The following is a 24,572-nucleotide window of genomic DNA, read 5'->3' as shown; positions in this document are numbered from 1 at the left end:
CCCATGTACAACCCCACCGTCGCCCGGCTCACCTACCGTGCGCTGCTCGGCCGCCGCCGCGCGCTGATCCTCTTTGCGCTGCCCGCCCTGCTGATCGCCCTCTCCCTGGCCGTCCGCACCTTCGCCGGCCTGGACGACAAGGTTGCCGCCGACCTGCTGGGCGGCTTCGCCCTCGCCACCATGGTTCCGCTGATCGGCGTCATCGCCGGCACCGGCGCCATCGGCCCCGAGATCGACGACGGCTCGATCGTCTACCTGCTCTCCAAGCCGGTGAAGCGCCCGACGATCATCATGACCAAGCTGATCGTCGCGATCGGCGTCACGATGGCCTTCTCCGCGATCCCGACCCTGATCGCAGGCTTCATCCTCAACGGCAACGGCCAGCAGATCGCCGTCGCGTACACCGTCGCGGCCCTCGTCGCCTCGATCGCCTACAGCGCCCTGTTCCTGCTGCTGGGCACGATCAGCCGGCACGCCGTCGTCTTCGGCCTGGTCTACGCCCTGATCTGGGAGTCTCTCTTCGGCAGCCTGGTCTCCGGGGCGAAGACCCTCAGCGTCCAGCAGTGGGCTCTGGCCCTCGCGGAGAAGGTCGCCGGCGAAGGCTACGTCGACGCCACCGTCAGCCTCCCCACCGCGGTGATCCTGCTCCTGGTGGTCACCGTCGGCGCCACCGTCTATGCCGGCCAGAAGCTGCGCCGCCTGACCCTGGCGGGCGAGGAGTAACCCACAGCCGTACCGGCTTCGCGCACGGTGCCCCGCCCGGCCCACCGGCCGGGCGGGGCACCGTCGTCCGGGGCAAAATCAGTGCATGGTCGAGCACCCCGAGCCCGAGCCGTCCAGGCCCGTACGGTCCTGGATACGCTCGTCGCCGGGTACGCACATATGGCTGCTGATCATCGCGGTCACCAGTGTCATCGTCGTGATAGCGCCCGACCACCTCGAACACGTCCTGCTCCACCGCCACAGCAGCAACATCCACGAGCTCACCCGGCACCCCGTGCGGGCCCTGCTCTCCAGTGCCTTCTGGATCGAGGACCCCGCCTCGCTCGCGCTGTACGCCGTCCTCTTCGAGCTCTTCCACGCCCCGGTCGAACGCTGGCTCGGTACCCTGCGCTGGCTCGCCATCGTCGCGACCGCCCACATCACGGCCACCCTGGTCAGCGAGAAGGTGGTCCTGATGGCCATTCAGGACCACCGGGCCCCGCACAGCATGGTCCACGTCGTCGACGTCGGCGTCAGCTACGGGCTCGCGGCCTCGATCGGAGTCCTCACCTACCGGCTCCCGGACCCACTGCGCTGGCTCTATCTCGCCTGTGTCGTCGCCTTCTTCGGTCTGCCCCTCGTCACCGGAGGCACCTTCACCGATCTCGGGCATGCGATCTCGCTCTCCGTCGGCCTGCTCGCCTGGCCGCTGACCCGCAACCCGCACCCCAGGCATGTTTCACGTGAAACATGACCACCGCGGCGCTATGGCCGGCACACGGAAAATCACTGGTACGGGGCGTGCGCCCCGGGCAGAGTGAAGTGTGCGGGGAGCAACAAAAAGGTCCGGAGCAGCCACTTCGAGCGCGCCTTGCGGCGCGGGCTGTTCCGGACCTTCCCCGTTTCCGGGCGGGATCGTCAGGCGGCACCCAGCAGGCGTTCCAGCACCACCGCGATGCCGTCCTCCTCGTTGGAGGCCGTCACCTCGTCGGCCACTGCCTTCAGCTCCGCATGTGCATTGGCCATCGCGACCCCGTGCGCAGCCCAGCCGAACATCGGGATGTCGTTGGGCATGTCGCCGAAGGCGATCGTCTCCCCAGACTTCACACCCAGCCGGCGCGCGGCCAGCGAGAGGCCGGTGGCCTTCGTCAGCCCCAGCGGCAGGATCTCCACTATGCCCGGACCGGCCATGATGACGTCCACCAAGGAGCCCACGGTCTGTCGGGCCACCTTGACCAGCGTGTCGTCGTCGAGCTCCGGGTGCTGGATGTACAGCTTGTTCAGCGGAGCCGTCCACACCTCCGCCGTGTCCTCCAGGTACACCGCCGGCAGGCCCTCCTGCACCCGGTAGCCGGGCCCGGAGAGCACGTCGCCGTCCACTCCGTCCCGGCTGGCCGCGAGTGCCAGTGGTCCCACCGCGGCCTCGATCTTCGACAGCGCCAGACCTGCCAGCTGCCGGTCCAGCGTCACCGAGGTCAGGAGCCGGTGCGCACCCGCGTCGTAGACCTGCGCGCCCTGCCCGCACACCGCGATCCCCCGGTAGCCGAGATCGTCCAGGACACCCCGGGTCCAGGGCACGGCCCGGCCGGTGACGATGATGTGGGCCGCGCCCGCCGCGGTGGCCGCGACGAGCGCTTCACGGGTGCGTTCCGAGACGGTGTCGTCGCCACGCAGCAGCGTGCCGTCGAGGTCGGTCGCGACGAGCTTGTACGGGAATGGAGCCGGGCTCACTTGGTGATCGGCTCCAGGACCTCGCGGCCGCCCAGGTACGGGCGGAGCGCTGCGGGCACCCGCACCGAACCGTCGGCCTGCTGGTGGTTCTCCAGGATCGCGACGATCGTGCGCGGTACGGCGCACAGCGTGCCGTTGAGCGTCGAGAGCGGCGCCGTCTTCTTGCCGTCGCGGTAGCGGATCGACAGGCGGCGGGCCTGGAAGCTGTCGCAGTTCGAGGCGGAGGTCAGCTCGCGGTACTTGCCCTGCGTCGGGATCCACGCTTCGCAGTCGAACTTGCGCGAGGCGGAGGCACCCAGGTCACCGGTGGCGACGTCGATCACCTGGAAGGGCAGCTCCAGGCTGGTCAGCCACTGCTTCTCCCATTCCAGGAGACGCTGGTGCTCGGCCTCGGCCTCCTCCGGTGCGACGTACGAGAACATCTCGACCTTGTCGAACTGGTGGACGCGGAAGATGCCGCGGGTGTCCTTGCCGTACGTACCTGCCTCGCGGCGGAAGCACGGCGAGAATCCGGCGTACCGCAGAGGCAGCTTGTCGGCGTCGATGATCTCGTCCATGTGGTACGCGGCAAGCGGGACCTCGGAGGTGCCGACCAGGTAGTAGTCGTCCTTCTCCAGGTGGTAGACGTTCTCCGCGGCCTGGCCGAGGAAGCCGGTGCCCTCCATGGCGCGCGGGCGGACCAGCGCCGGGGTCAGCATCGGGACGAAGCCGGCCTCGGTGGCCTGCGCGATCGCCGCGTTGACCAGGGCGAGCTCCAGCAGGGCGCCGACACCGGTCAGGTAGTAGAAGCGCGAGCCCGACACCTTGGCGCCACGCTCGACGTCGATGGCGCCCAGCAACTCGCCGAGCTCCAGGTGGTCCTTGGGCTCGAAGCCCTCGGCACCGAAGTCGCGGATCGTTCCGTGCGTCTCAAGGACGGTGAAGTCCTCCTCGCCGCCGACCGGGACGTCCTCGTGGACGATGTTTCCGAGCTGGAGCAGCAGTCGCTTGGCGGCCTCGTCGGCCTCGTTCTGCTCGGCCTCGGCGGCCTTGACGTCCGTCTTGAGCTGCTCGGCCTTTTTCAGCAGCTCCGCCCGCTCTTCCGGAGAGGCCTTGGGAATGAGCTTGCCGAGCGACTTCTGCTCATTGCGCAGTTCGTCGAAGCGCATGCCGGAGGACCTGCGGCGCTCGTCGGCGGAGAGCAGTGCGTCGACGAGGTCGACGTCCTCTCCACGGGCGCGCTGCGAGGCGCGGACACGGTCAGGGTCTTCACGGAGCAGCCGGAGGTCAATCACCCCTCCAGGCTACCGGGCTGGGCTTCCCGGGCTCGCACCGATATCACGCTGCCTGTCGCTATGTCCCGAATGCGGAGAATGGAAAACTCTGGCCGGCTGGCCGGAAGTAGCCCTTCCCGATCGGTCAATAAAAGCGGCCCATTCCCTGAAAAGGGGCGCAATCGGGGTGTCCGGGCATCCCCTGAGCAGGGCGGGAGGCTCTTCCTTGTCCACAGGAATGGTTCACCGCGCGGACTTGTCCACAGGCTGTGCGTCGGATCTGTGGACACGTCATGAGATCAATCCCCGCCGGAGGCCCGTCCGGACGAATCAGAGTTCAAACCGCCCCCACACGCTCATTCGGGTGGGAATGGCTCGCCCCAAAGAGTTGATCGGCGATGCGGGGGTGACGCCGTTCACCTTCCGTCCCCCAGCGCGAAACCTGGGCCGACCGACCGATTTGTCGACCTTGTCGCGCCAGGATGTCGACTAGTCCACAGGTCCTCATCTCGCCCTGTGGATAACTCTGTGGACAAGGGGAAGAGCTACGCCCGGCCGTCGAGGCAGCGCGTCAGCCAGTCGGAAGCGGCCGTGAAGTCACCGTCCGAGGTACCGGGCCGCGGAGCGCGCACTTCACCCTGAGCGACGCCGGCGCGCGGATAGGAGCCGAGGAAGCGGACCTGGGGACAGGTGCGCTTGAGCCCCATGAGCGCCTCGCTGACCCTGCGGTCGGAGATGTGGCCCTCGGCGTCGACGGCGAAGCAGTAGTTGCCGATGCCCTGGCCCGTCGGCCGGGACTGGATCAGCATCAGGTTGACCCCGCGGACGGCGAACTCCTGAAGGAGCTCCAGCAGCGCACCAGGGTGGTCGTCGCCGAGCCACAGCACGACGGAGGTCTTGTCGGCGCCGGTCGGCGCGGCGGGCCGCGCGGGGCGCCCGACGAGCACGAACCGGGTCTCGGCGTTCTCCGCGTCGTGGATCTCGGTCACCAGCGGGACGAGCCCGTACGTGGCGGCCGCGAACTCGCCCGCGAAGGCGGCGTCGAAGCGGCCCTCCTGGACCAGGCGGGCACCGTCGGCGTTGGAGGCGGCCGACTCCCACACCGCGTCGGGCAGGTTCCCCCGCAGCCAGTTGCGCACCTGGGGCTGGGCGACCGGGTGCCCGGTGACGGTCTTGACGTCCGACAGCTTGGTCCCCGGCCGCACGAGCAGCGCGAACGCGATGGGCAGCAGCACCTCGCGGTAGATCATCAGCGGTTCGCCGGAGGCCAGCTCGTCCAGGGTGGCGGTGACCCCGCCCTCCACCGAGTTCTCGATCGGCACCAGGGCGGCCGCGGCCTCCCCGTTGCGTACGGCGTCCAGGGCGGCCGGGACCGACACCATCGGGACGAGCTCCCGGGTCGCGGCTTCCGGCAGAGTGCGGAGGGCGGCTTCGGTGAAGGTGCCCTCGGGACCGAGATAGGTGAAGCGGGTGGCCGACATGTGATCAGCCTAATGCCGGGTCCCCGGCCGCCGGGGTGCTGTTCACCCTTCGAGCAGTCGCTGCCCCACGTACTCACCGTCGCGGGGGCCGGGCGGGACGGCGTACAGCCCGCTGGACTCGTGCCGGATGAACTCCGACAGGGCGTCCCCCCGGTCGAGCTTGCGCTGGACGGGTACGAAGCCGTGCAGCGGATCGGCCTGCCAGCAGATGAAGAGGAGTCCCGCGTCCGGGGTGCCGTCGGGGGCGATCCCGTCGTGGAAGGAGAACGGGCGCCGGAGCATGGCGGCCCCGCCGTTCTGCTCGGGCGCGGAGATCCGGGCGTGCGCGTTGGAGGGGATGACGGGCTTGCCGTCGGGGCCGATCTTGTCGAGGGCCATCCTGGTGGTCTCCGTGCCGCCGGTGAGGGGCGCGCCGGTGGCCTTCGTACGGCCTATGACCTGCTCCTGCTGGGCCTGGGACTGCTTGTCCCAGTCGTCGAGGAGCATCCGGATGCGACGTACGACGGCGTACGAGCCCCCGCCCATCCACGCGTGTTCGGCGGGCCCGGGGCCGGTGGCGGGAACGAAGATCCGCTTGTCGAAGTCGGGCTGGGCGGGCTTCGGGTTGTTGGTGCCGTCGACCTGGCCCATGAGGTTGCGGGCGGTCATCGGGGCCGCGGTGGCGCCGGGGGACCGGTTGAAGCCGTTCATCTGCCAGCGCACGCGGGCGGCGTCCCCGGCGTCCTTCTGGAGGGCGCGCAGGGCGTGGAAGGCGACGAGCCCGTCGTCGGCGCCGATCTGGACCCACAGATCGCCGTTGCTGCGCTGGGCGTCGAGCCGGTCAGCGGAGAAGTCGGGCAACGGGTCGAGGGCGGTGGGGCGGCGGGCGGTGAGCCCGGTGCGCTCGAAGAAGGAGTGGCCGAAGCCGAAGGTGACGGTGAGGGAGGACGGACCGGCGTCGAGGGCGATGCCGGAGTCCGCGGCCGACGCGGCCTCGCCCGCCATGAGCAGGCGGGCGGTGTCGGACCAGCGCCGCAGCAGAGCGGCGGCCTCCTTGCGGCCGGCGCCGGGGGCCAGGTCGAAGGCGAGGACGTGGCCCTTGGCCTGCAGGGGGGTGGTGATGCCGGCCTGGCGGTCGCCGTGGAAGGCGACCTGGGTGGCGCCGAGGGAGGCGAGTCCCCCTGCGGCGCCGGGAGCGCCGGCCGGGGAGTCGCCGAGTGCGGAGTGCACGAGGGCGCCGCCGGCGGCGCCGAGTGCGAGTCCGGCGGCGCCTGCGGCGCCGACGGTGCCCAGCAGCCGGCGCCGGGAGATCTCGATGTCGGGGTTGCTCTCGGTCACGCTGGTCAGCCGATCTTCACGTTCTTCTGCACGGTCGTCTGGTCGATGTCGGAGGTACGGACGGTCACGTCGATCCGCCATTCCCCGGCGAGCGGCAGCTGGACTCCGGATGCGCTCCAGTGTCCGGGTGCCGCGCGCTCCGGGAGGAGCGGCAGGGGGCCGATGTCCTTGGCGGGGAGGGTGAAGGCGACCTTGATCTCGGGGATGTCGAGAGGCCGGCCCTCGGGGTCGTCGACCCAGACGTGGAGCGAGTTGGCGCCGACCCGGCCCGGATCGACCTCGACCCTGACCGTTCCCCTCCCGTTCTCGCCGCCGGTGTCGAACGGGAGGGTGATCTTGACGGCGCGGTTGGGGACGGCCGTGGCCGCCACGTCGCGCCCGCTCGCCTGCTCGGCGGTCCGGCCGGGTTCGGTGCTGGTGAGGACGGTGGTCACGGCGAGCAGCGCGATGGCGACCCCTGCCTCGGCGAGGACGGAGCGGCGCAGCCCCGCCCGGCTCGGATCGGCGTCGCGGACCTGCTTCTCGCGGGCGCTCTCGCGGGCGGCACGCTGCCGGGCGAGCTGGGCGGCGCGCTTGGCGTCCTCGGGGACGGTGACGGCGGCCGGCTGTGTTTCACGTGAAACATCGCGTTGCCGGGTGATCTTGGCGGCCTTCCCCGCGGGTGCATCGGTGAGCCGTGCAGTCCACGAGCGGGAGACGTAGGCGATGCCGACCAGGACGGCGACGAGCCCGACCTTCAGCAGCAGAAGCCTGCCGTAGCTGGTACCCGTGAGGGCCGACCAGCTGCCGACCTGGCGCCAGGACTGGTAGACGCCGGTGACGGAAAGGACCAGCACGCTGAAGAACGCCACCCGGGAGAACCGCTGGACGGCCTCCCGCTCGATCCCGGGGATCTTGTGGAGGGCAACGAGCAGTGTGGCGAGTCCGCCGAGCCAGGCGGCCACGGCCAGCAGGTGCAGGATGTCGGCGGGCATGGCGACACCGGGCTGGATGCCGGTCGAGGCGTGCTCGGACAGTGCCCAGGTGGCGGCGATGCCGCCGGCCACCACGGCTCCGCCGATGCCGAGGCCGAAGAGCAGGTCGTCGGCCTCCTTGTCCTTCTCCTTGCTCTTGCTGCTGCCTTTGGCTCCGGCCCCGGCCGTCCTTCGTGCGTACGTGCCGAACAGCACGGCGATGAACAGCGCTGCGGCGCCCAGGAGGAGCAGCCGGGAGACGAGGGAGGCGCCGGCCTTGGTCTCCAGGACGGCCTTGAGGCCGGCGAGGTCCAGTGCGTCGGCGAACTTCCCCGACCCCGTGTACGGGTTGCGGAGCACCAGCATCACGAGGGTGGCGGCCGTGAGCGTGACCCAGGCGCGCACGACGAGCTTCTGCAGCGGGCGCTCGCCCGCGCCGCGGCGCCAGCACAGCAGGATGAAGGCGGCGCCGCCGACGAGGACGGTGAAACCGGCGTAGGCGGCGTAGCGGGCGATGCCGTACGCGACGCCGACCGGTCCGCCGCCCACCTTCCCGGTGGGCAGGGCGACGCTGGTCGCCGAGGGGGCGCCGATGGAGAAGGTGAAGGCGCCGGAGACGGGGTGGCTGTCCGCAGACACGGCCTGCCAGGCGACGGTGTAGGTGCCGTCCGGCAGCCCGGAGTGCAGCGCGGTGCCGTAGCGGATGGTGGATCCGCTGCACATGTCGCGCAGTTCGCCGGTGTCCACCCGCCTGCCCTGCGGGTCCATGACGCGGATGGAGTCGTCGCCCATGGCGACGTGCTCCGAGAAGGAGAGGGTGACCTGGGCGGGGGCCGTGGCGACCACCGCCCCGTCCTTGGGGTCGCTCGCGGTGAGTGCGGCGTGCGCCGTGGCCGGGCCGGCCGCGGTGAACAGGGTTGCCAGCAGGGCTGCGAGGACCAGCGCGAGCCGCGGCAGGAGAGCCGGGGCCCGGACGCGGGCCGGGGAGGGGGCGATGGCCGTCATGGCGTGTCAGTACCTCGGTCCGTCAGTGGGCGCTGGTGTTCTGGGCGTTGTACGTCCGCTCCTTCACGTCCAGCTCGACCTTGACCGGGTCGGCCTTCTCGAAGCGCAGCTCGACGGTGACCTTGTCGCCGACCTTCGGCGTGTTCTTCAGCCCCATGAACATGACGTGGCTGCCGCCGCGCTCCAGCTTGAGCTCGCCGTTGGCCGGCACGTCCATGGCCGCGACCTGCTGCATCTTCTGGTCCTTGGTCTCGTGGATCTGCAGATCGTCGGAGAGCGGACTGGTGACGGCCGTGAGCTTGTCCGCCGTCTTGGAGTCGTTCTTGATGACCATGAACGCGCCGGCCATCTTGTCGTTCACGGGCTCCGGCATGAAGGCGCCGGTGACCGTCATCTTCGGCTTGTCCCCGTCGGCCTTGGCGCCGGCGCCGGAGCCGGAGTCCGAGGAGCAGCCCGATATGGCGAGCGCTGCCGTCAGGGAGAGTGCGGCGGCGAGGGTGCGGGTGGTGCGGGCGTTCACGGGTTCTCTCCCTTGATGATCTTCGGCAGGTCCTTGGTGTAGTCGTCGACGGTGGTGCCCTCGCCGTAGAGGAGGTATCCCTCGTCGGACTTGGGCGAGAACGCGATGACCTGGGCACCGTGCATGGAGACGACGCTGCCGTCGGCCTCCTTCTTCGGAGCCTCGATACCGATGCCGAGCTTCCGCGCGGCGGCCTGGATGGTGGCGAAGTCCCCGGTCAGTCCGGTGAAGGACGGGTCCTGGGACCTGAGCCACGAGCCGAGGGAGTCGGGAGTGTCCCGTTCGGGGTCGGTGGTGACGAACACGACCTGGAGCTTGTCCTGGTCGGCCTTGGGCAGTGCCTTCTTGGCGACGGCGATGTTGCTCATCGTCAGGGGGCACACGTCGGGGCAGTTGGTGTAGCCGAAGTAGATCAGCGTCGGCTTGCCCTTGGTCTGCTCGCGCAGGTTCCACGGCTTGCCGGTGGTGTCCGTGAGGACCAGCTCCGGCTTGTCGAACGGGCGGTCGAGGACCGTGGCGGAACCGGCCTTGGACTGGCCGGTGATCTGGGTGACCGCGCCGGGCTTGGCGGGCTCACCGCCGCAGGCGGTGAGGGCGAGCGCGGCCGCTGCCGCGAGGGCGGCGACCGTCACACGTGTGGTGCGCATGGAGGGATGTCCCTGGGATCGGGGATGTGGTGCGCGCAGGGGCCGGCCGCGAAGACGGGCCGGCTGCGCGCACGTTCTGGACAGGGGGATACGGCCTGCGGCCGCACCGGGTCAGGAGGCGCGGCGACGCGCGGCGACACCGAAGGCGACACCGCCGAGGCCGATGACGATTCCTGCGACGCCGAGGACGCGCGCGGTCGTGTCGGAGGCGTTCGCTGCGGCCTCGTCGTGGCCCTTGTCGTCCTTGGCGGCCTCGGTGCTCTTGCCGTCGTGGTCGTCGTGGTCGTCGTGGTCGGCGGCGGCCTTGGCCGCGGTCAGCTTCAGGACGGGAGCCGGGTTCTGCGGCTCCGCCGCGCCTTCCTTCGTCTCCTCGATCCAGCGGACGATCTCGTTGTTGTCGTACGTCTGGATCGCCTTGAAGACCATCTGGTCGGCGTTCTCGGGCAGCTTGCCGACGGAGACCGGGAACTGCTGGAACTTGCCGGGCTCGATCTTGCCGCCGCTCCAGGTCACCTTGGTGACGACCTCGTTGACCTGCTTGCCGTGCACGGTGAGCGGCTTGTCGAGCTTGGTCTTCTCGACGTTGGACGTCCAGCCGGGGATCTCCTGCGGCATGACGGACGTCAGCGGCTGGTCGACGGGGAAGTTGACTTCCAGCTGCGTGGTCGACGCGTTGTCCCGCTCGTTCGGAACCTTGAAGTTGAGCGTCGCGTACCCGCCCTTGGTGGCTTCGCCGACGGGCTGCACGCCGACGTGCGCGAAGGCGGTGCCGGACAGCACGAGGACGGTGCCGGCGGCAAGGGCGGCGGCGAAGGAGACGCGAGAGGTCTTCATGGCAGGAACACTCCACAGAGGCAGTGGTGGCGGTGGTTCCGGGCACGGGTGTGCGCGGAGTTCGCGGCACCGTGCCTCCGCCGGGTGTTCCGGGGAAGGGTGCCGCGTCAGGCTGCGAGGGCGAGTGCCGTGCGGGGCGGCCCGCGCCTGATCACCGTGTGCTGGAGTGCTTCCCGCCCGGTGTGTGCTGCGGGTTCGGCGGCGGTCCGGGCGGCCCGCGGGGCGCCGGCGGGCATGCCCGCAAGCCCGGTGCCGAGGGCGCGTACGAAGGCCAGCGCGGCGCGCAGAGGGCGTACCGGATCGGCTTCGGCGGAGGCACGGGACAGCTCGACGAGCCGGAACAGGGCGGCGTCGCCGCGCCCCAGGAGCCAGCCCGCGGCCAGTGCGGCGAGCAGGTGGCCGACGACCATGCCGGTGCTGAACAGGCCGGTGGCGGGTGCCGTGGCGGCCTGCGCCATGTGCGCGTGGCCGGCGTGCGCGTGGGCTGCCGCCTGGGCTGCGGCCTGGGCGGTCACGGCGGCCGGGTCCAGTCCGGCGGTCTCCAGGATCTGCCGGGCGTCGGCCGGGCTGAGCGGGACGGAGTTGCCTCCGCAGACCAGCCGGCCGGCGAGTGCCGCGACAGAGGTGTCGGTGCCCTGGGGTGCCTGGGCCACGGCTGCGCCGTTCTGGCCGAGGCCGAACACCGCGTGCAGCCCGAGCTGTCCGAAGGCGAGCCCGGCGGCGATGCCGGGCAGCGACCGCCGGCGTCCCGCGAGCGGGGCGGCGACCGCGAACACGGCGAGGAAGGCGATGACGAGGGCCCACCAGGGCACCGTGGCGCAGGACGCCAGGGCGTGCCCGGCCGCGGACAGCACGACGCAGACCGCGGTGAACACCGCGGCCCGGATCAGCCGGAGGCCGGCTCCGGCGGGCGTCGCGTGGGGGACAGTCATGGCCGGGCCATCATCGCACTGCGCTCATGCCGTCCATACGGCAGGTCCGGAAGGTCGTGAGTGCCCCTGTACGAGGGCTTCACCTCGGGTGTCCGCGCCGCGGCCGGGGCCTGTGCACCGCCGCATACACCGCTGCCCGGGAGTGCCGCATCGGCCGAATGAGTGCTGTGGCGGACGCCAGGGGCTTACGCCCCGCCGTGGGCGGCAATACGTAACCGTATGAGCATCTGGTGGTCTCTCCACTTGAGGCGCGAAGCCGCGAGCGTGCCGCTCGCCAGGCGGTTGCTGCTGGGGACGATGGAGACCGCGGGGGTGGACCCGGACATCTCCTTCGACCTGTCGGTCGCACTGAGCGAGGCCTGCGCGAACGCGGTGGAGCACGGCGGCCCGGCGGCCGGAGCCGGTGCAGGCCCGGAATCCGTGCCGGAGGCGTCCGCGGAGTACCGCGTCACGGCCTACCTGGACGGGGACCGCTGCCGCATCGAGGTGACCGATTCCGGCCCGGGTTTCCCGGCGGCGACGGTCGCGGGGCACAGACCCCCGCCGGCCGGCCCCTCCGCGCCGTCGGAGAGCGAGCACGGCCGGGGCCTGTGGCTGATCGCGGAGCTCGCCGACCACGTCAGGCTGCGCAACCGGCCGGGCCGGGGTGCGGTGGTCAGCTTCGACAAGATCCTGAAATGGCGTGAGGGAGCGCTGCTGAAGGTGTCGTAGCGGCGGAGGAGTCCCCCGGACACGCCGATGGACGGGACTCGCGTACGAGATCCCGCCCATCGGGGGTTCACCGGAGGTCCGGCGCAGGCCCGTCCGGGCCCGCGTGAGGTCAGCCCTTGAGGCGCGCCATCCAGGCCTCGACATCGGCCGAGGCACGGGGCAGCCCGGCCGACAGGTTCCGGTTGCCGTCCTCGGTGACGAGGATGTCGTCCTCGATCCGGACGCCGATGCCGCGGTATTCCTCGGGCACGGTCAGGTCGTCGGCCTGGAAGTACAGACCGGGCTCGACGGTGAGGCACATGCCCGGCTCCAGCGTGCCGTCGACGTAGGCCTCGGTGCGCGCGGCGGCGCAGTCGTGGACGTCCATGCCGAGCATGTGGCCGGTGCCGTGCAGGGTCCAGCGGCGCTGGAGGCCGAGCTCCAGGACGCGCTCGACCGGGCCCTCCAGCAGGCCCCACTCGACGAGCTTCTCGGCGAGGACGTGCTGCGAGGCGTCGTGGAAGTCGCGGAACTTCGCACCCGGCTTGACCGCGGCGATGCCGGCTTCCTGGGAGGCGTAGACGGCGTCGTAGACCTTGCGCTGGATGTCGGTGTACGTGCCGTTGATCGGCAGCGTGCGGGTGACGTCGGCGGTGTAGAGGGAGTGGGTCTCCACACCGGCGTCGAGCAGCAGCAGGTCGCCGGAGCGGACGTCGCCGTCGTTGCGGACCCAGTGCAGGGTGCAGGCGTGCGGGCCGGCGGCGCAGATGGAGCCGTAGCCGACGTCGTTGCCCTCGACGCGGGCGCGCAGGAAGAAGGTGCCCTCGATGTAGCGCTCGGACGTGGCCTCGGCCTTGTCCAGGACCTTCACGACGTCCTCGAAGCCGCGGACGGTGGAGTCGACGGCCTTCTGCAGCTCGCCGATCTCGAAGTCGTCCTTGACGGCGCGGGCCTCGGAGAGGTGGACGCGCAGCTCCTCGTCGCGCTCCTTGGTGACCTTGTCGGTCAGCGCGGCCTCTATGACCGCGTCGTGGCCGCGGACGGCCCGGACCGGGCCCGTGGCCTCGGCCAGCTCCTCGGCGAGCTTGCGGACGTCCTTCGCGGGGATCCCCAGCAGCTGCTCGGCCTCGGCGAGGGAGTGGCGGCGGCCGACCCACAGCTCGCCCTGGCCGGACAGCCAGAACTCGCCGTTCTCGCGGTCGGAGCGGGGCAGCAGGTAGACGGTGGCGGTGTGGCCGGTCTCGCCCGAGGGTTCGAGGACCAGCACGCCGTTCTCGGTCTGGTCGCCGGTCAGGTACGCGTACTCGGTGGAGGCGCGGAAGGGGTACTCGGTGTCGTTCGAGCGCGTCTTGAGGCGGCCTGCCGGCACGACCAGGCGCTCGCCGGGGAAGCGCGCGGACAGCGCTGCGCGGCGGGCGGCGGTGTGCGCGGCCTGGGCGATCGGCTCCAGCCCGTGCAGCTCGGTGTCGGCCCAGCCCGTGCGCATGTTCTCCGCGAGTTCGTCGCTGACGCCCGGGTACAGCCCGTTCTTGCGCTGCTTGTGCTTCTTCTTGGGCTGCTCTTCTTCCGGGGTCTCCGGGGTGAGCTCGTCAGCCACGTCTTCTCCTCAGCTACGACAGGACCGGGTATGGACCGCATCCATCGTATGTGCGAGGGGAAGACGCCTGTCGGCAATGTGAAATATCAGTCAAAACGGGCAGCGAGCAGGACGATGTCCTCCACCCCGTCCTCCGTGGCGGCCATGGCGGCGGTGGTGGCGGACACTGCCACGGCGGTGCCGGAGCCCGCGGGGGCGACGGCCGGGTCGTCCGCGGGCAGCACCGTCCGCAGGATGTGGTCGCAGAGCGCCGCCGGGTCGTCCCGGACGCCGCGGGGCGCCCCCGCGGCTGCGGCGTGCAGCCTTGCGTAGGCCCGGTCCATGGCGTCCCCGGTGCGCCGCAGCAGCCCGTCGGTGTACAGCAGCACCGTTTCTCCGGGTGCGGGTTCGATCTCCACGCTCGGCGCCTCCCAGCACGAGAGCATCCCGAGCGGTGCGGAGAGCGAGGTCTCCACGTACTCCGTGCGGTGCTCGCCGATGAGCAGCGGCGGGGTGTGACCCGCCCCGGCCAGGATGATCTTCCGTTGGGCGGGCTCGCAGTACGCGAAGAGCGCGGTCGCGCAGCGCGCGGGCTCGGTCAGGCGCAGCAGCAGCTCCAGGTCGGACAGGACCGCGACGGGGTCCTCGCCCTCCATGACGGCGTAGGCGCGCAGCGAGGCGCGCAGCCGGCCCATCGCGGCGACGGCGCTGGGCCCCGCCCCGGTGACGGAGCCGACGGCCAGCCCCAGGGCGCCCTCGGGCAGCGGCAGCGCGTCGTACCAGTCGCCTCCGCCGCGGGGTCCGGTGTGGTGGCGGGCGGAGAGCTGGACCCCGGGGATCCGGGGGAGCCGGCTGGGCAGCAGTTCCTCGGCGACCGTGGCGAGCCGGCTGCGGGACCGTTCCACCTCAAGCATCCGGGCCAGGTGCTCGGCGGCGTGGCGGACGTAGAGCCCGACGAGATCGCGCTGGCGGTCGCTCGGCTCGGCCTGCTCGTCGTAGAGCCAGACGGCCGCGCCGAGCCGGCCGGTGGCCTCGGCGGTCAGCGGCAGGGCGTAGCTCGCGGCGTAGCCGAGCCGGGCGGCGACCTCGCGGTGGCGCGGGTCGACCGGGGTGCCGCACCCGCCCGTACCGGGGGCGGCGTCGGGCTCGGGGAGCACCTCGGAGCCGCCCTGGGCGTCGGGGAGCCCGTCGAGGATCCGGCCGTAGGAGGTGGCGGTGCGCGGGACGGTCTCGATGTGCCCGAGGTCCGCGCGGCCGAGGCCGAGGCCGATCGTGGTCGTCGGGCCGAGTCCGTCGGAGGGCTCCAGGACGACCAGGCCGCGGCGGGCGCCGACGAGCGCGGCCCCGGCGCGCAGGAACTCCTGGAGGGAGGCGTCGAGGTCGCGGGCGCGGGCGAGTCGCTCGGTGAGCTCGTGGAGGGTGGTCAGGTCGGAGACCATCCCCGCCAGCCGGTCCTGGATCAGACTGCCCGGTCCGGGAACCGGGGCCGGGGCCGGTGCGGGGGCCGTTCGGGCGGTCGCGGGCGCAGCAGTTTCCGGGACCGCGGTAACTGCTGGATCGATTCCAGCCACTTTCGGCAGATGCGGGGTGCTCATGGCGTCCGCCTTTCCACCTGGTGCGATTCGCCATATAGCATCGCAAACCCCCAGATCGTGCTGCGCCGCCATCAATGAATCCACATCTACACGCACACCAGGATCGATGTCCAGCATTGCCCAGGTGGGAATCCTGGTGTCCGTGGGATGGCAACTCACCGTCCAGCCAAGGCTAGAACTTGGCTGGAAAAAGCTGGAAGCGGACGGTTTTTGCGATCGACTGGTCGGGCGCCGGAGTGGCTCCGGGTACCTAATCGGTGGTGCCGGGGGAGAGTTGGCGCAGCCCGGCAGCCGCCGGGAACCGCCCGGCACGGGTCGTCGTCCTTAGCGGCGGCAGCCGGTCTCGGCATCGGCGCGGGTCGCGTTCCGCCCCCGCCGGACGTTTGATGGACCCGTAAGAAAACTGCACGAACCGTGTGAACCCGCTTCTGTCGGACAATGACGCGAAACGTGTACGTGTGGTGACATATCGGTTGCATGGTGTGATGTGGCCCTCGGCGTTCAACGGAAAGGAACGAGCGCTCATGCGCGAGATCCTCGGAAGGCGTCTCCAGCGGCTCCGCAATCGCTTGAAGTCCCTCCGCCCCGACCCCGGGCAGAGCGGCGACCCGGCCCTCCTCGACGCGGCGCTCACCTGCGCCACCGCCCGGCAGTGGCCGGTGCTGCCCGGCGTCGGCCGCTCCGGCGCCGACAGCACCCGGTGCGCCTGCCCCGATCCCGACTGCGTCGTTCCCGGCGCGCATCCCTTCGACCCCGGGCTGCTCGCGGCCACCACCGACCCCCGGATGGTGGCCTGGTGGTGGACCAACCGGCCCACCGCTCCCCTGCTGCTGGCCACCGGCGGGTCCGCACCGTGCGCCGTGAGCCTGCCCGCCAACGCGGCCGCGCGGGCCGTCGTACGGCTGGACGCGCAGGGCATGCGGCTCGGCCCGGTCGTGGCCACGCCCACCCGTTGGGCGCTGCTGGTCGCGCCGTACTCGCTGGAGCGGCTCGGCGAACTCCTCTACGCCAAGGACCACGTGCCCTCCGCGCTGCGCTTCCACGGCGAGGGCGGCTACCTGCTGCTCCCGCCCTCCCCCGCGTCCGGCGGCGGGCAGGTGCGGTGGGAGCGCGAGCCCGCGGACGCCGGCGGCCTGTGGCTGCCGGAGGTCGAGGCCGTCGTGGACGCGCTGGTCGAGGCGAGCACCGGGGCCTCCGGCGGCGGCAGCCGGCTCGCGTACTGATCACGCAGGGTGCGCATCACGGTGTGCACGAGGCCCGCGCGCGAGCGGCCGTACCGACGCATCGGCCATCCGCCGATCACTCGTACGGGTGTCAGCGCGACGAGTTTCCAAGGGAATTGGGCGCGGGCATCTCCGTGCCCCATTCCCGCATCGCTATCTTCGCCGAATGAATCTCCGCTTGATCGGTATCAGTGCCGGTGTGCTGATCATCTTGTCTCTCCCGCTGGCAGGGGCGATCGCCGGACCGGATTTCGCCGGTCAGGATGACGGAAAAGCCGGCGGGCTGCTCTCCACGCTCGGGCTCACCGACCCGGCGGGCGGTTCCCGTACGCGGACGCCCGCACGGCAGTCCGGACCGCAGCAGGCCGAGGCGCCGCGGCCCGGCCCGGCCCGGCAGCCCCGTACGGACTCCCGGTGTGGCCCCGAACTCTCTTCTCCGCAAGGTGTGGAGGCGCAGACCTGCATCCTGGCGGGCGAGGGCAAGACCTGGGGCCGCAGCTACTACCGCAACACCGGCGGGCGAGCGCTGGACGCCGTCCTCACGGTGATGGGACCCGAACGGCGCACGGTGCAGATCCGGTGCGCGGTCGGGGCCGGCGACGAGCCGGCGCTGTGCGAGACGCCGAAGGAGGATTCGGCGGGCGCGCCGGATGCCTACTCGGCTGTTGCGGAGTTTGCAGTTCCGGATGATGAAGGGCGGCTGCTGCTGAGGTCCGGGAGCAACTCACCGGCACCGGCCGACGGTTGACCGACGGACGAAATGGAAGGGCCCGGTCGCTGGCGACGGGGGATGCACCAGCGACCGGGCTACAAGAACGGTAACAAGAGATCGCCTGTTCGCAAATTCGATCTCTGATATTCAGACACCGATTTGCAGGCGATTAGCGGGAGTTGTGACCCCGGTCACCGGTCCTGCGGGGTCCCGGCGGTCAGCTGAGCGTGACCTGGCGGTTGGTGAGTCCGCCGCGCGCCCGGCGCTCCTCGGCGGTCAGCGGGGCGTCCGCGGCCAGGGCCGTGGCCAGCCGCTCCGCGAACTCCGCCGCCGGCTTCTCCACGTCGTCGGCGGTCATTCCGGTGGGCAGGTCCCAGACCGGGACCACCAGGCCGTGCGCCCGGAAGGAACCGACCAGTCGGGTGCCTTCCCGGAGCGAGGAGGCGCCCGCGGCGTGCAGCCGTGCGAGGGCGTCGAGGAGCTTCTCCTCGGGGTGCGGCATGACCCAGCGCAGGTGGTTCTTGTCCGGGGTCTCGCACCAGTAGGCCGCGTCCACGCCGGCCAGCTTGACCGTGGGGATGGCGGCGGCGTTGGCGCGCTCCAGGGAGGCGGCGATCTCCGGGGAGGCGTTCTGGGCGCTCTCCGCATCCGGAATCCAGAATTCGAAGCCGCTGTGCACAACCGGCTCGAAAACGCCGTCGGTGTCCAGGAGATCCTGAAGTCGCGGACCCTCGGCGGGAACGCGGCGGGCCGGAATCGGAGTACCCGGTTCCGCGACGAGCGCGCGCTCCAGCGTGTCGGCCATGTCCCGGGCCAGGTCCCCGGTGGTCGAGTCGTTCTGGAGGCCGAGAAGGACGGACCCGTCCTCGCGGCGCAGTGCCGGCCAGGCCATCGGCAGTACGGTCACCAGCGTGACGGAGGGGACGCCCTCGGGCAGGCCGCCCTTGAGCGTCAGCGGAATGGTCGCCGCGGGCACGAGCTCGCGCAGCGCCACCCAGTCGCACTCGCCGGGCAGGCCCTCGAAGGGGCGCGCCACGTGCTCGGTGACGGCGTGTGCGGCGGCTGCCCCGTGGCAGGCCTTGTAACGGCGCCCGGATCCGCAGGGGCAGGGCTCGCGTGCGCCCACCACCGGGATCTCCCCGTTCTTGAGCTGCGGCTTTGCAGTCTTCGCTGCGGGGCGCTTCTTGGCCATCGTGGGTGTCTCCCGGTTGCGGCGGTACGGCGTTGTGTCTGGGCGCGAGCCTAGCCGTTTCGTACGGCCGCAACCGGGAGGGTGCGGCCGGGAGCACGGTCGGCGTGCGCTCCCGGCGGCCGCTCGTCCGAATGGCCGGTGTTGCGGGTGCTGCTGTCCGGGATCCGGGCCGGACGTCCGGGCCGGGGAAACGGCTCGGGGACGCGGCTCGGGCTCCCGCTCAGGGATTCAGATCGTTGAAGGCCGTACTGAAGTCGATCGCCGGGGGCGCAACGCGCGTAGCGAAATCCTCGTGCCGGGGCCCGCACGCAACGATCACCCATACGGTGACCTCGCCTGCCGCTCCGTCCCGGACACCCCAGTCCTGGGCAAGGGCGCTGATGATGTTCAGTCCCCTGCCGCCGCGCGCGGTGACCGAAGGCGTGGCCGGAACCGGGCGGGTGGGACCGCCCCCGTCCGTGACCTCGACCGTCAGCCGCCCCGCCTGGTCGATGCGCCATGCGGCGCGTATCTCCCCGTCCCCGATCTCCCCGGCGCCCAGCGGTCTGCCGTGCCGGCAGGCGTTGCTGAGCAGTTCTGAAAGGATCAGTGCGGCGTCGTCGACGACCGATTCGGACACCCCGCTCATACGCAATTGCTCGCGCATGCGGCGTCTCGCCTCGCCCACGCCCGCAGGACCATGGCATACGTCCATGCACGAAGACGTGGGCACTTCCTGTGCCACCACCAACGCCACCCCCGGAACCTCCTTAGCCCCACGCCATGGTCTGGATGCCCCAATGGCCTGGACCGGAAACCGACCAAGCCGGGGGGTCTGACGCATTCACGGCGAGCAGTTGCGGAACGGATGCGCCGGGGCACACCCTGTTACGTTCGCGGCGGGCGGGACGGGTGGGCAAATGGGGACGTCAGCGCCCGAGCTGTGACAGAACTTGGCGCGGCCTGTTCGTGATGATCGCTTCCACACCAAGATCAGCGCAGAGCTGAACGTCTTCCGGTTCGTTCACGGTCCATACGTGTACGGAGTGGCCCGCGCTCTGGAGCTTGCGGACGAACCCGGGATGGCTGCGCACGATGCGCATCCCCGGACCCGCGATCCGCACCCCGGCCGGCAGCCGCCCGTCGCGCATCCGCGGCGAGATGAACTGCATCAGGTAGACGGTCGGGATCGTCGGCGCGGCCGCCCGCACCCGGTGCAGGGAGCGCGCGGAGAAGCTCATGACGCGGACCGGGTGCGGACCCTCGGCGGGCGGCGCGTCCAGCCCGAACCGCTTGAGGAGGAAGAGGAGCCGGTCCTCCACCTGTCCGGCCCAGCGGGTCGGGTGCTTCGTCTCGATGGCGAGCTGCACCGCTCGGCCGGCGTCGGAGACCAGCTCCAGCAGCCGCTCCAGGGTGAGCACTGAGGTGCGCTCGGGGTCGGCGTCCCAGTCGGGGGACTCCTCCAGGTCCTTCCAGGAGCCGAAGTCGAGCGCGGCGAGGTCGGCCAGTTCGAGGGCGGAGACGGCGCCGCGGCCGTTGGACGTGCGGTTGACCCGGCGGTCGTGGACCAGGACCAGATGGCCGTCGGCGGTGAGCCGGACATCGCATTCGAGGGCGTCGGCGCCGTCCTCGATGGCCTTGCGGTAGGCGGCCAGGGTGTGCTCGGGGGCATCCTCCGAGGCGCCGCGGTGGGCGACGACCTGGATGGGCGGCAGTGCGTGGGTCACCGGGTCATGGTGCCACCGGGAAGGCCTCCGGTGTCGGGCTCCGGCTTGCGGATGCGCCCGAAATGCCGGAGATGAAGGATGGGGGAGACGCACAGGTCCGGCTTACAGTGCTCTGACGGGTCATGGGGAAGGCTTTTCCCAGGAACTTGTGCGGCGCGTCGAACGTTCTGTCGGGCCGAATCGCCAGTTTTTTGAAGCCGTGTGTGACGAGGAGAAGAGCGCTGTGAGCACCGAGAACGAGGGCACCGCGGCCCCGAAGCCCCCCGCGGCCCCGTCTACACCTCCGGTGGCCGCTCCTGCCCCCGAGGCTCCCGCACCCGCACCGGCCGCGGAGGCCCCGGTGGCGCCGGCACCCGCCCCGGCGGCCGAGCCGGCCGTGCCCGCCGCCGAGCCGGTCACGCAGCAGCTGCCGCCGACGCCTGAGCCCGGCACGCAACCGACCCAGCAGTTCCCGCCGACCCCGGCCCCGGCCTACGCCCAGGCCCCTGCGCCGCAGGCTCCGGCCCCGGCCGCACACGGCGCCGAGGGCTGGCCGCCCCGGCCGCCCGCGGTCCCGGCGTACGGCTCGGCCGACGGGCATGGCGGCCACGGCGGTGGCGTCTGGGGTGCGCCCCCCACCGCAGACGGCCTCCCGCCCGCCAAGCCGAAGGGCAAGGGCGGCCTGATCGCCGCCGTGCTCGTGGCGGCCCTCCTCGCGGGCGGCGTCGGCGGAGGCGTCGGCTACTGGGCCGCCGAGCGCAACGGCAACGGCAACGGCTACGGCTCGACCACGATCACCGCGGGCAACACCCCCAAGGACCTGAAGCGGGAGGCCGGGTCGATCGCAGGCCTGGCTGCGGGCGCGCTGCCCAGCGTCGTCACCATCGAGGCCTCGGCCGGCGACGGCGAGGGCGGCACCGGCACCGGCTTCGTCTACGACCAGCAGGGCCACATCCTCACCAACAACCACGTGGTGGCCTCCGCCGCGAACGGCGGCAAGCTCTCCGCGACCTTCTCCGATGGAAAGAAGTACGAGGCCGAGGTCATCGGCCGGGCCCAGGGCTACGACGTGGCCGTGCTCAAGCTGAAGAACCCGCCGTCCGGCCTCAAGCCGCTGCCGCTCGGCGACTCGGACAAAGTCGCGGTCGGCGATTCGACCATCGCCATCGGGGCCCCCTTCGGCCTGTCCAACACGGTCACCACCGGCATCGTCAGCGCGAAGAACCGCCCGGTGGCCTCGGGTGACGGCTCCGGCAGCAAGAACTCGTACATGAGCGCGCTCCAGACGGACGCCTCGATCAACCCGGGCAACTCCGGCGGTCCGCTGCTCGACGGGCGCGGCGCGGTCATCGGCATCAACTCCGCCATCCAGTCGGCCGGCAACAGCGGCTTCGGCGGCGGCCAGGCCGGTTCGATCGGCCTGGGCTTCGCCATCCCGATCAACCAGGCGAAGAACGTCGCCGAGTCGCTGATCAAGACGGGCAAGCCCGTCTACCCGATCATCTCGGTCTCCGTGGACCTCCAGTCCAAGACCGATGGCGCCAAGATCTCCGAACAGGGTGCCCCGGCCAACGAGCTGGTCGACCCCAACGGCCCGGCCGGCAAGGCGGGCCTCAAGCCCGGCGACATCATCACCCAGTTCGGCGACAAGCCGATCGACAGCGGCCCGACCCTCATCAGCGAGATCTGGACGCACAAGCCCGGCGACGTGGTGAAGCTGACCTACCTGCGCGGCGGCAAGCCGACCACCGTCGACATCACGCTCGGCTCGCGGGTCGGCGACAAGTAGCACGGCCGGCCCCGGCGGGCGAGGACCGGGACCGCTGGCTTGATGGGGAGGGGCCGTGGGCGCGATTCCGCCTACGGCCCCTCCCAACGTCCGCTTATGCTTCCCATGTGTTCGATTCGCGGCACATACGTACTTTCCATGAAGTGGTCGCCTCCGGGTCCTACTCGGCGGCCGCCCGTGCCCTCGGGTACACCCAGCCTGCGATCACCCAGCAGATGAAGGCGCTGGAACGCGCCGTCGGGACCCCGCTCTTCACCCGGGTCGGCCGCAGGATGCAGCTCACCGAGGCCGGGGAGTCCATGGCCCGGCACGCCGAGTCCATCCTCGGCAGCCTCTCCGCCGCCGAGGCGCAGCTCAAGGCGTACGCGCGCCTGCGTACCGGCCGGGTACGGCTTTGCGGATTCCCCAGTGCCAACGTCACCCTGGTCCCGGAGGCCCTGAGTGATCTGGCCAAGGGCCATCCGGGCATCCAGGTCGAGCTGTTGGAGGGGGAGCCGCCGGAGTCCCTGCGCCGGCTGGAGCGCGGGGAGTGCGACATCACCCTGGCCTTCACCTATCCCGGGCTCCACGAGGAGATCCCGGAGGAAGTCGCCGAGGTCAGGCTCCTGGAGGACCAGCTGACGGTGCTGCTCCCGACCGGGCACCCGCTGGCCCGGCGGCGGGCCGTGCACCTGGCCGACCTCGCCGAGGAGCGGTGGATCGCCGGCTGCCTGCGCTGCCGGGCGAACCTGCTCCACGAGTGTGCCGAGCTGGGCTTCGTGCCCGACATCCGGTTCGCCACCGACGACAACCTGGTCGTGCAGAGCATGGTCGGGCAGGGGCTCGGCGTGGCGATGATGCCCGCGCTGGTGCTGCCGTCCCTCTCCCTGAGCAAGGTGTGCGGGCGGCCGCTCCAGCCCGCCGCGCGCCGGCACATCGCCGCCTACGTCTACCGCGACCACCTGCGCATCCCGGCGACTTCCGTGGTCCTCGACGCGCTGAAGCAGGTCGCCTCGAACCGCGTCGGCTGCTGACAGCCTGGCAGGCCCTCCGAATCCATAAGCGGTGCTTGGGATTCCAGGTGAGAACTGTCGTTGGACGTGATGGGTCGGCTGTTCGACGCTGCCCGTATGACCACCACTACGCCGGCCCGTACGACCGCGAGGATGGCCGCCCTCGTCAGTGAGATCCGTACGGTCGTGGACCGGGGGCTGGCCCCGGACCTGACCGCCTACCTCGTCGGCGAGCGCGTCGCCCCGCATCTGGGCACCCCCGATCTGCTCACCCCCGAGCAGCGCGAGGGACGCCCCGACCGGTACCGGCAGCACGTCCTGCACGCGGAGCCGGACGGCAGCTTCTCGGTGGTCGCCCTGGTGTGGCTGCCCGGCCAGGAGACCGCCATCCACGACCACGTCTCGTGGTGCGTGGCCGGGGTGCACGAGGGCCAGGAGAGCGAGCTCCGCTACCGGCTGGCTCCGTCCACGGGAGAGGCCTGCGCCCGCCTGGTGGCGACCGAGCAGGTGGTCAACGGCCCCGGTGACGTCTGCGGATTCGCCCCGCCCGGCGATATCCACAAGGTACGCAACTCCTGTAGCACCACGGCGATATCGCTGCATGTCTACGGAGCCGACGTCATCCGTCTGGGCAGCAGCGTCCGCCGGGTCTACACGCTCCCCACCGACTGATGGCGCTGCTGAACCGCCCGGTACGCGGGGCGGAGACGCAGAGTTCCGGGCATGTTTCACGTGAAACATCCTCGTCCTGGCCGGGGTTGGGGCTGGCGGCCGTCGGAGTGCTGGTGGCCTGGTGCGTGCACCGGCTGGTGCCCGCCGCGCCCATGCTGACCGTGTCGGTGGTGCTCGGTATCGCGGTGGCCCATCTCCCGGGCATACGCGAGGTCGTACGCGGAGCCGCCCGACCAGGCCTCTCTCTGGCCGGGCGGCGGCTGATGCGGATCGGCATCGTCCTGCTGGGCCTCGGCCTGGGCCTGGACCAGGTGCTGCGGCTGGGCTGGGCCACGGTGGCCATGGTGGCCGCGGTGGTCGCGGCCACCTTCTTCGGCACGCTCTGGCTGGGCCGCCGGCTCGGGCTGCCCGGCGACCAGCCGCTGCTGATTGCCACCGGGTACTCGATCTGCGGGGCTTCGGCGATCGGTGCGGTGAGCCAGGTGTCGGGCAGCGACGAGGAGGACGTGGCCGCCTCGGTGGCGCTGGTGACCCTGTGCGGGACGCTGGCCATCGCCGTCCTCCCGCTCCTCCAGAGCCCCTTGGGGCTCTCGGACCCGGCCTTCGGGCGCTGGGTCGGCGCGAGCGTCCACGACGTGGGCCAGGTGGTGGCCACAGCCCAGACCGCGGGCCCGGACGCGCTCGGCGAGGCCGTCCTGGTCAAGCTGATGCGGGTGGCCCTGCTGGCCCCGCTGGTGGCTGCGGTGGCCTTCTCCGTACGGGCGCGGCGGCAGGGTGTGCGCATGCCCTCGGGACGCCGACCGGCGCCGGTGCCGCTGTTCGTGGCCGGGTTCCTGGCGGCGGCCGCGGTGCGTGCCACCGGCGTGCTGCCCGACGCGGCACTGGAGTGGGCGCACACCGCGCAGGAACTGCTGCTGGCGGCAGCCCTGTTCGGGCTGGGCAGCGCGGTGGACCTTCCCCGGCTGGCCCGGACCGGCGGACGGGCCGCGGTCCTCGGGCTCGGGGCCTGGCTGGTGGTCGCCGGCGTCTCGTACGCGGGGGTGCTGCTGACCGCATGACGTCGCAGAACGT

General features: G+C 71.4%; 23 protein-coding genes. 9 read left to right on the top strand and 14 right to left on the bottom strand.

Annotated elements, in window-relative coordinates:
• Window positions 1-3 precede the first annotated feature (3 nt).
• Together ABTY04_RS02420 and ABTY04_RS02415 are read left to right on the top strand one after the other, a co-directional pair.
• Window positions 4-723, top strand: coding sequence for an ABC transporter permease (locus ABTY04_RS02420; RefSeq protein WP_352211431.1), 720 nt, complete (start codon window positions 4-6; stop codon window positions 721-723).
• An 85-nt stretch (window positions 724-808) separates the two neighbouring features.
• Complete coding sequence (locus ABTY04_RS02415) at window positions 809-1,456, top strand: rhomboid-like protein (RefSeq protein WP_352211430.1); 648 nt, start codon at window positions 809-811, stop codon at window positions 1,454-1,456.
• 164 nt (window positions 1,457-1,620) lie between these two features.
• On the opposite strand, the gene ABTY04_RS02410 is transcribed toward ABTY04_RS02415, so the two are convergent.
• The 9 genes from ABTY04_RS02410 to ABTY04_RS02370 all read right to left on the bottom strand — a co-directional run bounded on the left by ABTY04_RS02410 (window position 1,621) and on the right by ABTY04_RS02370 (window position 11,375).
• Complete coding sequence (locus ABTY04_RS02410) at window positions 1,621-2,433, bottom strand: HAD family hydrolase (RefSeq protein WP_352211429.1); 813 nt, start codon at window positions 2,431-2,433, stop codon at window positions 1,621-1,623.
• Window positions 2,430-3,707 carry a serine--tRNA ligase gene (gene serS / locus ABTY04_RS02405; RefSeq protein ID WP_352211428.1) on the bottom strand — a complete coding sequence of 426 codons (1,278 nt, stop codon included), beginning with the start codon at window positions 3,705-3,707 and terminating at the stop codon, window positions 2,430-2,432. The genes ABTY04_RS02410 and serS overlap by 4 nt, the downstream gene beginning before the upstream one ends.
• A 524-nt stretch (window positions 3,708-4,231) precedes the next feature.
• A complete protein-coding gene (gene pheA / locus ABTY04_RS02400) occupies window positions 4,232-5,167 on the bottom strand; it encodes a prephenate dehydratase (protein WP_352211427.1) in 936 nt (311 codons plus the stop codon).
• 42 nt (window positions 5,168-5,209) lie between these two features.
• Window positions 5,210-6,493 (bottom strand): iron uptake transporter deferrochelatase/peroxidase subunit, encoded by a 1,284-nt coding sequence (efeB, locus tag ABTY04_RS02395; RefSeq protein ID WP_502996543.1) that lies wholly within the window; start codon window positions 6,491-6,493, stop codon window positions 5,210-5,212.
• Complete coding sequence (locus ABTY04_RS02390) at window positions 6,490-8,442, bottom strand: copper resistance CopC/CopD family protein (protein WP_352211425.1); 1,953 nt, start codon at window positions 8,440-8,442, stop codon at window positions 6,490-6,492. The genes efeB and ABTY04_RS02390 overlap by 4 nt, the downstream gene beginning before the upstream one ends.
• A 22-nt stretch (window positions 8,443-8,464) precedes the next feature.
• A complete protein-coding gene (locus ABTY04_RS02385; RefSeq protein ID WP_352211424.1) occupies window positions 8,465-8,962 on the bottom strand; it encodes a copper chaperone PCu(A)C in 498 nt (165 codons plus the stop codon).
• A complete protein-coding gene (locus ABTY04_RS02380; protein WP_352211423.1) occupies window positions 8,959-9,609 on the bottom strand; it encodes an SCO family protein in 651 nt (216 codons plus the stop codon). Before ABTY04_RS02380 ends, ABTY04_RS02385 begins: the two co-directional genes overlap by 4 nt.
• Window positions 9,610-9,720: 111 nt before the next feature.
• Window positions 9,721-10,443 (bottom strand): YcnI family copper-binding membrane protein, encoded by a 723-nt coding sequence (locus ABTY04_RS02375; protein WP_352211422.1) that lies wholly within the window; start codon window positions 10,441-10,443, stop codon window positions 9,721-9,723.
• A 107-nt stretch (window positions 10,444-10,550) separates the two neighbouring features.
• Window positions 10,551-11,375, bottom strand: coding sequence for a hypothetical protein (locus tag ABTY04_RS02370; protein ID WP_352211421.1), 825 nt, complete (start codon window positions 11,373-11,375; stop codon window positions 10,551-10,553).
• Between the two features lie 219 nt (window positions 11,376-11,594).
• Between ABTY04_RS02370 and ABTY04_RS02365 the strand changes: the two genes are divergently transcribed.
• Window positions 11,595-12,086 (top strand): ATP-binding protein, encoded by a 492-nt coding sequence (locus tag ABTY04_RS02365; RefSeq protein WP_352211420.1) that lies wholly within the window; start codon window positions 11,595-11,597, stop codon window positions 12,084-12,086.
• Between the two features lie 109 nt (window positions 12,087-12,195).
• On the opposite strand, the gene ABTY04_RS02360 is transcribed toward ABTY04_RS02365, so the two are convergent.
• Together ABTY04_RS02360 and ABTY04_RS02355 are read right to left on the bottom strand one after the other, a co-directional pair.
• Window positions 12,196-13,662: an aminopeptidase P family protein gene (locus tag ABTY04_RS02360; protein WP_352211419.1), complete on the bottom strand. Its 1,467-nt coding sequence runs from the start codon at window positions 13,660-13,662 to the stop codon at window positions 12,196-12,198.
• Between the two features lie 86 nt (window positions 13,663-13,748).
• A complete protein-coding gene (locus tag ABTY04_RS02355) occupies window positions 13,749-15,353 on the bottom strand; it encodes a PP2C family protein-serine/threonine phosphatase (protein ID WP_352211418.1) in 1,605 nt (534 codons plus the stop codon).
• Window positions 15,354-15,760: 407 nt separating this feature from the next.
• On the opposite strand from ABTY04_RS02355, the gene ABTY04_RS02350 reads away from it, so the two are divergent.
• Both ABTY04_RS02350 and ABTY04_RS02345 read left to right on the top strand, forming a co-directional pair.
• Window positions 15,761-16,459: a bifunctional DNA primase/polymerase gene (locus tag ABTY04_RS02350; RefSeq protein ID WP_352211417.1), complete on the top strand. Its 699-nt coding sequence runs from the start codon at window positions 15,761-15,763 to the stop codon at window positions 16,457-16,459.
• A 166-nt stretch (window positions 16,460-16,625) separates the two neighbouring features.
• Window positions 16,626-17,207 (top strand): hypothetical protein, encoded by a 582-nt coding sequence (locus ABTY04_RS02345; protein ID WP_352211416.1) that lies wholly within the window; start codon window positions 16,626-16,628, stop codon window positions 17,205-17,207.
• Window positions 17,208-17,388: 181 nt separating this feature from the next.
• Here ABTY04_RS02345 and ABTY04_RS02340 read toward each other — a convergent pair whose 3' ends face one another.
• From ABTY04_RS02340 to ABTY04_RS02330, 3 genes are all read right to left on the bottom strand, one after another.
• Window positions 17,389-18,363, bottom strand: coding sequence for a DUF5926 family protein (locus ABTY04_RS02340; RefSeq protein WP_352211415.1), 975 nt, complete (start codon window positions 18,361-18,363; stop codon window positions 17,389-17,391).
• Between the two features lie 220 nt (window positions 18,364-18,583).
• On the bottom strand, window positions 18,584-19,186 hold the full coding sequence (locus tag ABTY04_RS02335) for an ATP-binding protein (RefSeq protein ID WP_352211414.1): 603 nt from the start codon (window positions 19,184-19,186) through the stop codon (window positions 18,584-18,586).
• 85 nt (window positions 19,187-19,271) lie between these two features.
• The gene (locus ABTY04_RS02330; RefSeq protein WP_352211413.1) at window positions 19,272-20,069 is read right to left on the bottom strand and encodes a glycerophosphodiester phosphodiesterase; all 798 of its coding nucleotides are present in this window, start codon (window positions 20,067-20,069) and stop codon (window positions 19,272-19,274) included.
• A 223-nt stretch (window positions 20,070-20,292) separates the two neighbouring features.
• Here ABTY04_RS02330 and ABTY04_RS02325 point away from each other — a divergent pair, with 223 nt between their 5' ends.
• The 4 genes from ABTY04_RS02325 (at window position 20,293) to ABTY04_RS02310 (ending at window position 24,559) form a co-directional block, all read left to right on the top strand.
• Window positions 20,293-21,837 carry a S1C family serine protease gene (locus ABTY04_RS02325; protein ID WP_352211412.1) on the top strand — a complete coding sequence of 515 codons (1,545 nt, stop codon included), beginning with the start codon at window positions 20,293-20,295 and terminating at the stop codon, window positions 21,835-21,837.
• A 107-nt stretch (window positions 21,838-21,944) separates the two neighbouring features.
• On the top strand, window positions 21,945-22,850 hold the full coding sequence (locus tag ABTY04_RS02320) for a LysR family transcriptional regulator (RefSeq protein WP_352211411.1): 906 nt from the start codon (window positions 21,945-21,947) through the stop codon (window positions 22,848-22,850).
• A 96-nt stretch (window positions 22,851-22,946) separates the two neighbouring features.
• Window positions 22,947-23,501 (top strand): cysteine dioxygenase family protein, encoded by a 555-nt coding sequence (locus tag ABTY04_RS02315; RefSeq protein WP_352211410.1) that lies wholly within the window; start codon window positions 22,947-22,949, stop codon window positions 23,499-23,501.
• Window positions 23,501-24,559 (top strand): YeiH family protein, encoded by a 1,059-nt coding sequence (locus tag ABTY04_RS02310; protein ID WP_352211409.1) that lies wholly within the window; start codon window positions 23,501-23,503, stop codon window positions 24,557-24,559. The genes ABTY04_RS02315 and ABTY04_RS02310 overlap by 1 nt, the downstream gene beginning before the upstream one ends.
• Window positions 24,560-24,572: the final 13 nt, after the last annotated feature.

The sequence above is a fragment of the Streptomyces sp. NPDC097981 genome (assembly GCF_040302565.1).
Taxonomy (GTDB): Bacteria; Actinomycetota; Actinomycetes; order Streptomycetales; family Streptomycetaceae; genus Streptomyces.
The sequence above is the reverse complement of the archived record's forward strand: the minus strand, read 5'-3'. Positions and strand labels throughout refer to the sequence as shown.

Excerpts from the sequence above, each read along its gene's own strand:
- ABTY04_RS02350 (WP_352211417.1), top strand. The coding sequence starts at position 15,761 with ATGCGCGAGATCCTCGGAAGGCGTCTCCAGCGGCTCCGCAATCGCTTG.
- ABTY04_RS02335 (WP_352211414.1), bottom strand. The coding sequence starts at position 19,186 with ATGCGTCAGACCCCCCGGCTTGGTCGGTTTCCGGTCCAGGCCATTGGG.
- ABTY04_RS02345 (WP_352211416.1), top strand. The coding sequence starts at position 16,626 with ATGAATCTCCGCTTGATCGGTATCAGTGCCGGTGTGCTGATCATCTTG.
- ABTY04_RS02380 (WP_352211423.1), bottom strand. The coding sequence starts at position 9,609 with ATGCGCACCACACGTGTGACGGTCGCCGCCCTCGCGGCAGCGGCCGCG.
- ABTY04_RS02415 (WP_352211430.1), top strand. The coding sequence starts at position 809 with ATGGTCGAGCACCCCGAGCCCGAGCCGTCCAGGCCCGTACGGTCCTGG.
- pheA (WP_352211427.1), bottom strand. The coding sequence starts at position 5,167 with ATGTCGGCCACCCGCTTCACCTATCTCGGTCCCGAGGGCACCTTCACC.
- ABTY04_RS02365 (WP_352211420.1), top strand. The coding sequence starts at position 11,595 with ATGAGCATCTGGTGGTCTCTCCACTTGAGGCGCGAAGCCGCGAGCGTG.
- ABTY04_RS02340 (WP_352211415.1), bottom strand. The coding sequence starts at position 18,363 with ATGGCCAAGAAGCGCCCCGCAGCGAAGACTGCAAAGCCGCAGCTCAAG.
- ABTY04_RS02315 (WP_352211410.1), top strand. The coding sequence starts at position 22,947 with ATGACCACCACTACGCCGGCCCGTACGACCGCGAGGATGGCCGCCCTC.
- ABTY04_RS02310 (WP_352211409.1), top strand. The coding sequence starts at position 23,501 with ATGGCGCTGCTGAACCGCCCGGTACGCGGGGCGGAGACGCAGAGTTCC.
- ABTY04_RS02390 (WP_352211425.1), bottom strand. The coding sequence starts at position 8,442 with ATGACGGCCATCGCCCCCTCCCCGGCCCGCGTCCGGGCCCCGGCTCTC.
- ABTY04_RS02355 (WP_352211418.1), bottom strand. The coding sequence starts at position 15,353 with ATGCTGGACATCGATCCTGGTGTGCGTGTAGATGTGGATTCATTGATG.
- ABTY04_RS02375 (WP_352211422.1), bottom strand. The coding sequence starts at position 10,443 with ATGAAGACCTCTCGCGTCTCCTTCGCCGCCGCCCTTGCCGCCGGCACC.
- ABTY04_RS02370 (WP_352211421.1), bottom strand. The coding sequence starts at position 11,375 with ATGACTGTCCCCCACGCGACGCCCGCCGGAGCCGGCCTCCGGCTGATC.
- ABTY04_RS02420 (WP_352211431.1), top strand. The coding sequence starts at position 4 with ATGTACAACCCCACCGTCGCCCGGCTCACCTACCGTGCGCTGCTCGGC.